The sequence below is a fragment of the Rhizobacter sp. genome, from assembly GCF_035702065.1.
GTDB lineage: Bacteria > Pseudomonadota > Gammaproteobacteria > Burkholderiales > Burkholderiaceae_C > Rhizobacter.
The window spans coordinates 1-8,255 of record NZ_DASSRA010000160.1 but is presented as its reverse complement, the minus strand read 5'-3'; the positions used below and the strand labels follow the sequence as shown (position 1 = coordinate 8,255).

Genomic DNA, 8,255 nt, shown 5'->3' with positions numbered 1-8,255 from the left:
GCCAGCTGGATGATGGTGGTCAGCCCCTTGGTGGGCAGGATCACGCTGTCGAGCTGGCGCCAGGTCCAGTTGTAGTTGCCCGAGACGGCGCGGTTGTTTTGCACACGTTCCGGTATGGCCGGTTTGCCCGGAATCTCCGGTGTGGTCGGGGTGGCCGGAACGGCCGGGACGGCCGGGATGGCGCCAGTGGTCAACGTGGTGTAGAGGTATTCGCCGTAGATCATGCGGTCGATGCGCTCGGTGACGAGTGAGCGGCCGGCGCGGGCATGCCAGGAGAACGTGGATTGGTTGTCGTCGGTGTCGATCCAGCTAATGCCGCCGGCCAGCAGCCTGCGGTACAGGTTCGGGTTGGGGTCGCCCATCAGGTCGCCTTCCCAAGAGCGTTCCTTGCGGCCGATGTTGAGCTTGTTGCGCGCCTGCACGTCGTAGCCGAAGGGCCGGTGGTGCACATGCTCCAGCGTGAAGCGCTCCCCCGTCGAATCACTGAAGCCCACGCCGGCCACGGCCTCCTGCAGTTTCTTCTCCTTCACGCGCACCGTCACCGGCGTGGCGGCGGCTTTGGCGGGGTCGGGGTCGATCTCGACCGAGGCGCTGTCGTACAAGCCGATCTTGCTCAGGCGCTCCTGGTAGTCGAGCATGCGCTTCTCGCTGTAGGGCGTGCCGGGCATGAACTGCGCCAGGTTGCGCACCGAGGTCTCGCCGTAGTGGTTCATGCCTTCGATGCGCAGCTCACCCAGGTGGAACAGCGGGCCGCTGTCGACCTTGACCGCCAGCTCGGCCTCGTTGCTGCGCACGTCGATGCGCGCAGACGAGTCGGCCATGCCGGCGACGGCGTAGCCTTCGGCACGCAGCAGCGCGATCGTCGCGTTCTTGGCGCTGCGCCAGGCCGATTGGCTGAAGTGCTTGCCGCGTTGCAGGCCCCAGGCCTCGTGCAGCTTGGTCACCAGGGCCAGGGCGGGGGCTTCCCCGGCGTCGGCCCGCTTGCGCAGATCGCCCTCGACCTGCAGATCCCATTCGGTCACGCTGATCTGCGGGCCGGTGTCGACCCGCATCTCGATCAGCGGCGTGTCGTCGGCCGGGTCGGTGCGCATCACGGTGACTTCGGCGTTGAAGTAGCCCTCGGTCTCCAGCAGCTGGCGGGCCTGCGAGGGCGACGCGTTGGTGAGGCGCACCAGCTCGGCATCGGTGATGCCGCCGGTCTGCGGGGCGTTCTGGAAGCGGGCGAGGTCGAGGTAGTCGTGCAGCATCTTCTGCAGCTCCTCGGGTGCCTCGATGCTCAGCCGGTAGGCGACGCCAGTGGCTTCGGGCGCCGAAGCCGCCGTGCCGGGTGCCGGTGCGGCGGCCGATGGGGTGGCCGCATCAGGCCTGGCTTCGTCGGGCTGCAGCACCGCGCATGCGCTCAGGCAGGCGGACAGGATCGCGACCGCCGTCTGGCCCGGCAGGCGCCAGGCCGCTGCCCGGTGCTTCATTTGCTCAGCAGACGCATGGCCCCTTCGAGGCCCTGGAGGGTGAGCGGGAACATGCGCTGGTTCATCAGCTGCTGGATGATGGAGATGCTCTGGCGGTAGCTCCACACGCCCTGCGGCTCGGGGTTGATCCATGCGAACTTCGGGAAGGCGTTGGTGAGCCGCTGCAGCCATTCGGCGCCGGGTTCTTCGTTGTTGTATTCGACGCTGCCGCCGGGCTGCAGGATCTCGTAGGGGCTCATGGTCGCGTCGCCGACGAAGATGAGCTTGTAGTCCTTGTTGTACTTGCGCAGGATGTCCCAGGTCGGGAACTTCTCGCTGTAGCGGCGGCGGTTGTTCTTCCACATGAAGTCGTAGACACAGTTGTGGAAGTAATAGAACTCCAGGTGCTTGAACTCGGCCTTGGTGGCGCTGAAGAGCTCTTCCACGCGGTGGATGTGCTCGTCCATCGTGCCGCCCACGTCCATCAGCAGCAGCACCTTCACCTTGTTGTGCCGCTCGGGGATCATCTTGATGTCGAGCATGCCGGCGTTGGCGGCCGTGCTGTGGATGGTGTCGTCGAGGTCGAGCTCCTCGGCGGCGCCTTCGCGGGCGAAGCGGCGCAGGCGGCGCAGCGCGACCTTGATGTTGCGCGTGCCGAGCTCGAGGTTGTCGTCGTAGTCCTTGAACTGGCGCTGGTCCCACACCTTGACCGCGCTCTTGTTGCGGCTCTTGTCCTGCCCGATGCGGATGCCCTGCGGGTTGTAGCCGTAGGCGCCGAAGGGCGAGGTGCCGCCGGTGCCGATCATGCGGTTGCCGCCTTCGTGGCGTTCCTTCTGTTCCTCGAAGCGCTTCTTGAGCGTTTCCATCAGCTCGTCCCAGCCCATCTTCTCGATGGCGGCCTTGTCTTCGGGGCTGAGCTCGAGCTCCATCTTCTTGCGCAGCCAGTCGAGCGGGATGTCCTGCGTGAAGTCGGTGAGCAGCTCCACGCCCTTGAAGTAGGCGGCGAAGGCGCGGTCGAACTTGTCGAAGTTGGCTTCGTCCTTCACCAGCGCGGTGCGCGCGAGGTAGTAGAACTTGTCGACGGTGGGGCCGGCTTCGTCGTCGATCACGCCTTCTTTGATCGCTTCGAGCAGGGTCAGGTACTCCTTGACCGAGACTTTGAGCTTGGCGGCGCGCAGGGTGTAGAAGAAGTCGATCAGCATGGCCGGATTTTGAGGCATGGCGTGCGGATGTGCGCAAACCAACGCGACAGGCTGGAAAAGCCCAATGCTATAAGGATTGGCAGCCCTCCGACCGCGCATGCCCACTCTGTCAGCCACCCAAATTGCCTTCCTGATGGTGGCCTGCCAGCAGGCCGTGCTGGCCCTGGGGTGGCTGGTGGGCGCGGTGGCCTTCAAGCTCGACCGGCGCTCGGTGGTGCAGTGGGCGGGCTACGCCCTGCTGACAGGCATCGCGCTGGTGCTGTTCGTCTGGGCCACGGTCACCCGCAGCGAAGAGGTTCGTGCCGTGGGCAATGTGTGCGTGGCGGCCGGGGTGATGCTGATGCAGCGCGGCGTTCGGCAATTCGTGTGCCGCATGTCGCCGACCTGGGTTTACCTGGTGCTGCTCGCCGCGGTGGTGGTGATCTCGTGGTTCGGCCTGGCCGCGCAGCACGGGCCGCTGCGGGTGGCCACGATCTCCGGTCTGCTGGGCCTGCTGTGCTGGGCCACGGCGCGCGACGTGTACGTCTACGTCCGCCACAAGCTCGACCAGCGCTGGGGCCTGTGGCTGGCGCTGCCGCTGCTGCTGGGCGGGGGGGTGTTCCTGGTGCGCAGCGCGTGGGCGATGCTGTCACCGGCCACAGTGGTGGCCGAGGTCACCGCCAACAGCTCGCTCAACATCAGCTCGGCGGTGGTCTTCATGGTCACGGCCCTGGTGTTCCACCTGACGCTGGTGGCCCTGGTGGCCGCCAGCCTGATGGCCGAGCTGCGCCGCCTGTCGCGCCACGACGCCTTGACCGAGCTGCTCAACCGCCGTGCCATCGACGAGCTGTTGCGCGACGAGGCGCGCCGCGCGGTGCGCAGCAACCGGCCGTTCTCGGTGCTGATGGTCGATGCCGACTACTTCAAGGCCATCAACGACCGCTTCGGCCACGCCGCGGGCGACGAGGCCTTGCGCCACCTCGCGCGCATCCTGCAGGCGCAGATGCGCGACGTCGACCGCGTCGGGCGCTTCGGCGGCGAGGAGTTCATCGTCCTGCTGCCCGGCACCGCGTCCACCGAGGCGCTGAGCGCGGCCGAGCGGCTGCGCGATGCACTGCTGCGCCGGCCGTGGGCCTGGGAGGGCGAGATGCTGCGGCTGACCGTGAGCACCGGCGTGGCGGCCTGGCGCGGGCCCAGCGACGAGATCGGGCTGCTGCTCAAGCGCGCTGACGCCGCGCTGTACCGCGCCAAGTCGCTGGGCCGCGATCGTTTCGAGATGGATCAATAGTGAGGAATGCCAAATAAGTCACCTGATCGCGCTGGGGCTTAGGTGACATCCGAAGCCGGTGCTCGCATCATCGCTGCCGCAATGGCAATGATGGCGATATCGGTGGCGCGTTGGGTGGTGGCGGGGGCGGCGCTCCTGGGCACGCACGCCTGGGCCGCTGACCTGCTGATGATGGGCAAGCCCTTGCCCGATTGCCCGGTCGCCCCCTTCGGCGACGTCCCTCCGGCGCTGCTCGCCATGCAGATGAGCGGCAAGTGCGGCTACGACGGCGAGCGCTGGAAGCTCGAAACCCCACGCGTCAAGCCGACCGACACCGGGCCCAGCCTGGTCAAGGCCGAGTACAGCAGTGTGGCCTCGACGCGCCTGGCTTCGTCGCTGCTGGGTTCGTTCAAGTTCGACTGGGCCGGCCTGCGCGAGGCCGATGCCGATGGCGGCCTGCGTACGGCGCGCACCGCGCTGGCCTTTGGCGGCCTGCTGCAGGTGCTCGATGGCCTGGCGCTGCAGACGAACGTCGGCATGGAGCGCACCGTGGTGGAGCGCACCCGCGCCACCGTGACCAGCGTGTGGCAGCCCTTCCGCGAAGGCACCTTGTTTGCCGAATGGGCCGGCTCCGAGGCCGGCACCGAGGCCAAGCGCATCGGCGGGCGCCTGTGGCTGGTGCCGCGCCGCTTTGCGGTCGACATGGCGTTGCGCCATCTGCCCGACGGCGCGGGCTGGGGCGATCAGCGCTTCGGCGTGGCGCTCAACTGGCCGATCAACTAGTCTTCTTCTTGCCGGCGCGCCCCGCACCGGTGTCGTGCTGCTTCAGCCAGCCGAAGAACTCGCCGTACCAGAGCTTGGAGTTGCGCGGCTTCAGGATCCAGTGGTTCTCGTCCGGGAACCACACCAGCCGTGCATCGACGCCACGCGCCTTCAGCGTGTTGTAGTAGGCCAGGCCCTGCTGGTCGGGCACGCGGTAGTCGAGCGCGCCGTGCACCACCAGGGTGGGCGTCTTCATGTGCTTGGCGAAGGCGTGCGGGCTCTGGGACTGGATCTTGGGCAGGTCATCCCAGTACCAGCAGCCCAGGTCCTTGGCATGCCAGGTGAAGGCGTCGTCGCTGAACATGGCCGTCCAGTCGAAGCAGCCCGCGTGGCACACATAGGCCTGGTAGCGGCCGGGCTTCACGTGGCCGTTCATCCACGCGACCATGTAGCCGCCGTAGCTGCCGCCGGTGGCGAACACGCGCTGGCGGTCGACCCAGGGCTTCTTGAGCAGCCAGTCGGTGGCGGCCTCCACGTCCTGCAGTTCGAGCTCGCCCCAGCGGTGGGTGATGCTGTCGAGGAAGTCGTAGCCGAAGCCGCTGGAGCCGTGGTAGTTGACGCAGGCGACCACGTAGCCTTGCGCCGCGAACACGTGGTTGTTCCAGCGGTAGTGGAAGGTGTCGCCCGCGGCCGCGTGCGGGCCGCCGTGGATGCTGTGCAGCAGCGGGTACTTCTTCTTCGGGTCGAAGCCCGGGGGGTAGACGAGCCACATCTGCACCGGCTCGCCCTGGGCGCCGCGGATCTGCACCGACTCGTGCGCGCCCAGCCGGAAGGCCTTGAGCTTGTCGTCGTTGAAGGTCTCCAGCCGCAGCGCCGGTTCCGCGCCGCGGTGGGCATGCACGCGCACCGGGTGGTCCATCGCGTCGGCGCCGGTGACGAGGGTGTCGCCGGCGAGATCGAAGTGCTGCACCCAGCCGCCGCGCACGGCCACTTCGGGCACACCGCTTTGCAGGTCGAAGCGGTAGAGGTGGCGCTGACCCTGGTCTTCGGCGGTGAAGCAGATTGCGCTGCCGCTTGCGTCCCAGCGCAGGGGCGTGTTGACTTCGTGGTCCCACTTGGCGCTGAGCACGCGGTGGCGTGCGCCGCGCTGCAGCACGGCGAGCTGATGGTGGAGCGTGTGGCGCTTGCCCTGGTGCGCGGTGACGAAGGCGATGCTCTTGCCGTCCGGGCTGTAGCGCGGCGCCTCGCAGTTCCAGGCCTTGTCGCGCACCAGGAACTCGACCTTGCCGTGGCGCAGCCCGATCTCGGCCAGGGCCTTGCAGTGGTCGATGCGCCGCTCGGCATTCGGGTCGGTGGCGAAGACGATGTGGCGGCCGTCGGGCGAGATGTCGAAGGCGTCGGCGTCGGGCTCGCAGCGCGTCAGCTCGTGCTCTGTGCCTTCAAACAGGTCGCGGATGCGCCCGCTGGCCACGTCGAGCACGTGCAGGTGCGGCACGCGGCCCATGGGCAGGTTGTGGTCCCAGTAGCGGTACTGCGTCTCGCTGGTGACGTAGCCGCTTTCCTTGCGGTCCTTGAACTCCTTGTGGCGCTTGTTCTGCGCTGCCGTGCCCTTGAGCTCGGGCCAGACCCAGGCGATGAAGGCAATCCGCTTGCCGTCGGGGAACCACTTGAAGGCCTCGATGCCTGGCGCGAAGTGGGTGATGCGCTGTGCCTCGCCGCCGTCGGGTGCGATGACGTAGAGCTGCGGCGTCTCGTCCTTCTTGCCCTCTTGCTCACGCTTGGCGACGAAGGCGATCCGCTCGCCGGTCGGCGACCACGCGGGCTGGCCGTCCTTCTCCCCGCAATTCGTGAGCTGGCGCGGCGTGCCGCCGAAGGTGGAGAGCAGCCACAGGCTTGCCGTGCCCTTGTTGTCTTCCATCGAGTAGCGGGTGACCGAGCACACCGCCTGCGCACCATCGGGCGAGAGGGCCAGGCCGCCAACGCGGTCCAGCGCCCAGAGGTCATCGACGGTGAGTGTCTTGCGTTGGGCCATGGATGAAAAAAAGCCGCTCAGCGCGGCTTTTGAAGTTGGTAGAGGAGATGGGCTTTCACTTCAGGCCACTCGCCGGCGGTCAGGCTGTACATCACGGTGTCGCGCACCGTGCCGTCGCGACGCAGTGCATGGTGGCGCAGCACGCCATCGCGCCGGGCGCCCAGGCGCTCGATGGCGCGCTGGCTGGCGAAGTTGTAGTTGTCGGTGCGCCAGCCCACGAGCCTGGCGCCCAGGGTCTCGAACGCGTGCGTCATCAGCATCAGCTTGGCGGTGGTGTTGACGTGGCTGCGTTGCACGCTCTGGGCGTACCAGGTGTAGCCGATCTCCAGGCGCTCCACCGCGGGCACGATGTCGTGGTAGCTGCTGCTGCCGAGCACGCGGCCGCTGGCCTTGTCGATCACCGCGAAGGCGAGGCGGTTGCCCTGTTCGAACTGCTTGAGCGCGGTGGCGATGTAGGCGGCGGTGTCCTGCGGCTCGGGCACCGAGGTGATGCGCAGCTTCCAGAGCTCGCCGTCGGCGGCGGCGGCGAGCAGGCCATCCAGGTGCGCGTGCGTCAGCGGTTCGAGGCGAAGACGATCGCTCTCCAGCGTGACGGGCGCAACTGTCAGCATCAGCGGTTGTGCTTCTGCATGAAGACCAGCTTCTCGAACAGCGACACGTCCTGCTCGTTCTTGAGCAGGGCGCCCACCAGCGGCGGCACCGAGACCTTGTCGTCCTTGCTCTGCAGCACGTCGAGGGGGATGTCTTCGGCCACCAGCAGCTTGAGCCAGTCGAGCAGTTCGGAGGTCGACGGCTTCTTCTTCAGGCCGGGCAGGTTGCGCACGTCGTAGAAGTTCTTCAGCGCCGTGCTCAGCAGTTCCTTGCGCAGCTTGGGGAAGTGCACCTCGACGATCTTGCTCATCGTGGCGGCGTCGGGGAACTTGATGTAGTGGAAGAAGCAGCGGCGCAGGAAGGCGTCGGGCAGTTCCTTCTCGTTGTTGGAGGTGATGAACACCACCGGCCGGTGCTTGGCACGGACCAGCTCGCGCGTCTCGTAGCAGTAGAACTCCATGCGGTCGATTTCGCGCAGCAGGTCGTTCGGGAATTCGATGTCGGCCTTGTCGATCTCGTCGATCAGCAGCGCGATCGGCTGGTCGGCCGTGAAGGCCTGCCACAGCGTGCCCTTGACGATGTAGTTGTGGATGTCCTTCACGCGCTCGTCGCCAAGCTGGCTGTCGCGCAGGCGGCTCACCGCGTCGTACTCGTACAGGCCCTGCTGGGCCTTGGTGGTGGACTTGATGTGCCACTGCAGCAGCGGCACGTTGAGCGCCTGGGCCACTTCCTCGGCCAGCATGGTCTTGCCGGTGCCGGGCTCGCCCTTGACCAGCAGCGGGCGCTTGAGCGTGATGGCCGCGTTGACCGCGAGCATCAGATCCTGAGTGGCAACGTAGTTTTCAGAACCTTCGAAGCGTGTGTCTGGTCGCATGGCATCGTGTCGTCGGATGGAAATAGAAAAACAAGTATACGCGAGAACGAGGCGCGAGGCTGAACCTGCTTGCATGCAAGAAAGGCAACAAGCCGGCTTT

Annotated in this window: 7 protein-coding genes; 2 read left to right on the top strand and 5 right to left on the bottom strand. The window is 67.0% G+C overall.

Features of this window, described 5'->3' with window-relative positions:
• Together VFL64_RS07445 and VFL64_RS07440 are read right to left on the bottom strand one after the other, a co-directional pair.
• The coding region (locus VFL64_RS07445) for an autotransporter assembly complex protein TamA (protein WP_489539740.1) at nt 1–1,469 on the bottom strand (1,469 nt) is incomplete at its 3' end.
• The gene (locus tag VFL64_RS07440) at nt 1,466–2,650 is read right to left on the bottom strand and encodes a vWA domain-containing protein (protein WP_489539741.1); all 1,185 of its coding nucleotides are present in this window, start codon (nt 2,648–2,650) and stop codon (nt 1,466–1,468) included. The genes VFL64_RS07445 and VFL64_RS07440, both read right to left, overlap by 4 nt.
• Before the next feature lie 97 nt (nt 2,651–2,747).
• On the opposite strand from VFL64_RS07440, the gene VFL64_RS07435 reads away from it, so the two are divergent.
• Nucleotides 2,748–3,917 (top strand): GGDEF domain-containing protein, encoded by a 1,170-nt coding sequence (locus tag VFL64_RS07435; protein WP_489539739.1) that lies wholly within the window; start codon nt 2,748–2,750, stop codon nt 3,915–3,917.
• Between the two features lie 81 nt (nt 3,918–3,998).
• The gene (locus VFL64_RS07430; RefSeq protein WP_489539738.1) at nt 3,999–4,679 is read left to right on the top strand and encodes a hypothetical protein; all 681 of its coding nucleotides are present in this window, start codon (nt 3,999–4,001) and stop codon (nt 4,677–4,679) included.
• Here VFL64_RS07430 and VFL64_RS07425 read toward each other — a convergent pair.
• The 3 genes from VFL64_RS07425 to VFL64_RS07415 are packed head-to-tail and all read right to left on the bottom strand — an operon-like array spanning nt 4,672 to nt 8,155.
• A complete protein-coding gene (locus VFL64_RS07425; RefSeq protein WP_489539737.1) occupies nt 4,672–6,690 on the bottom strand; it encodes a S9 family peptidase in 2,019 nt (672 codons plus the stop codon). The two genes, VFL64_RS07430 and VFL64_RS07425, sit on opposite strands and share 8 nt — an antisense overlap.
• Before the next feature lie 17 nt (nt 6,691–6,707).
• The gene (locus tag VFL64_RS07420) at nt 6,708–7,301 is read right to left on the bottom strand and encodes a GNAT family N-acetyltransferase (RefSeq protein ID WP_489539736.1); all 594 of its coding nucleotides are present in this window, start codon (nt 7,299–7,301) and stop codon (nt 6,708–6,710) included.
• A complete protein-coding gene (locus VFL64_RS07415; protein WP_489539735.1) occupies nt 7,301–8,155 on the bottom strand; it encodes an AAA family ATPase in 855 nt (284 codons plus the stop codon). Before VFL64_RS07415 ends, VFL64_RS07420 begins: the two co-directional genes overlap by 1 nt.
• Nucleotides 8,156–8,255: the final 100 nt, after the last annotated feature.

Bases quoted from the DNA above. Each gene is read 5' to 3' on its own strand.
- VFL64_RS07415 (WP_489539735.1), bottom strand. From the start codon at position 8,155: ATGCGACCAGACACACGCTTCGAAGGTTCTGAAAACTACGTTGCCACT.
- VFL64_RS07435 (WP_489539739.1), top strand. From the start codon at position 2,748: ATGCCCACTCTGTCAGCCACCCAAATTGCCTTCCTGATGGTGGCCTGC.
- VFL64_RS07420 (WP_489539736.1), bottom strand. From the start codon at position 7,301: ATGCTGACAGTTGCGCCCGTCACGCTGGAGAGCGATCGTCTTCGCCTC.
- VFL64_RS07440 (WP_489539741.1), bottom strand. From the start codon at position 2,650: ATGCTGATCGACTTCTTCTACACCCTGCGCGCCGCCAAGCTCAAAGTC.
- VFL64_RS07425 (WP_489539737.1), bottom strand. From the start codon at position 6,690: ATGGCCCAACGCAAGACACTCACCGTCGATGACCTCTGGGCGCTGGAC.
- VFL64_RS07430 (WP_489539738.1), top strand. From the start codon at position 3,999: ATGGCAATGATGGCGATATCGGTGGCGCGTTGGGTGGTGGCGGGGGCG.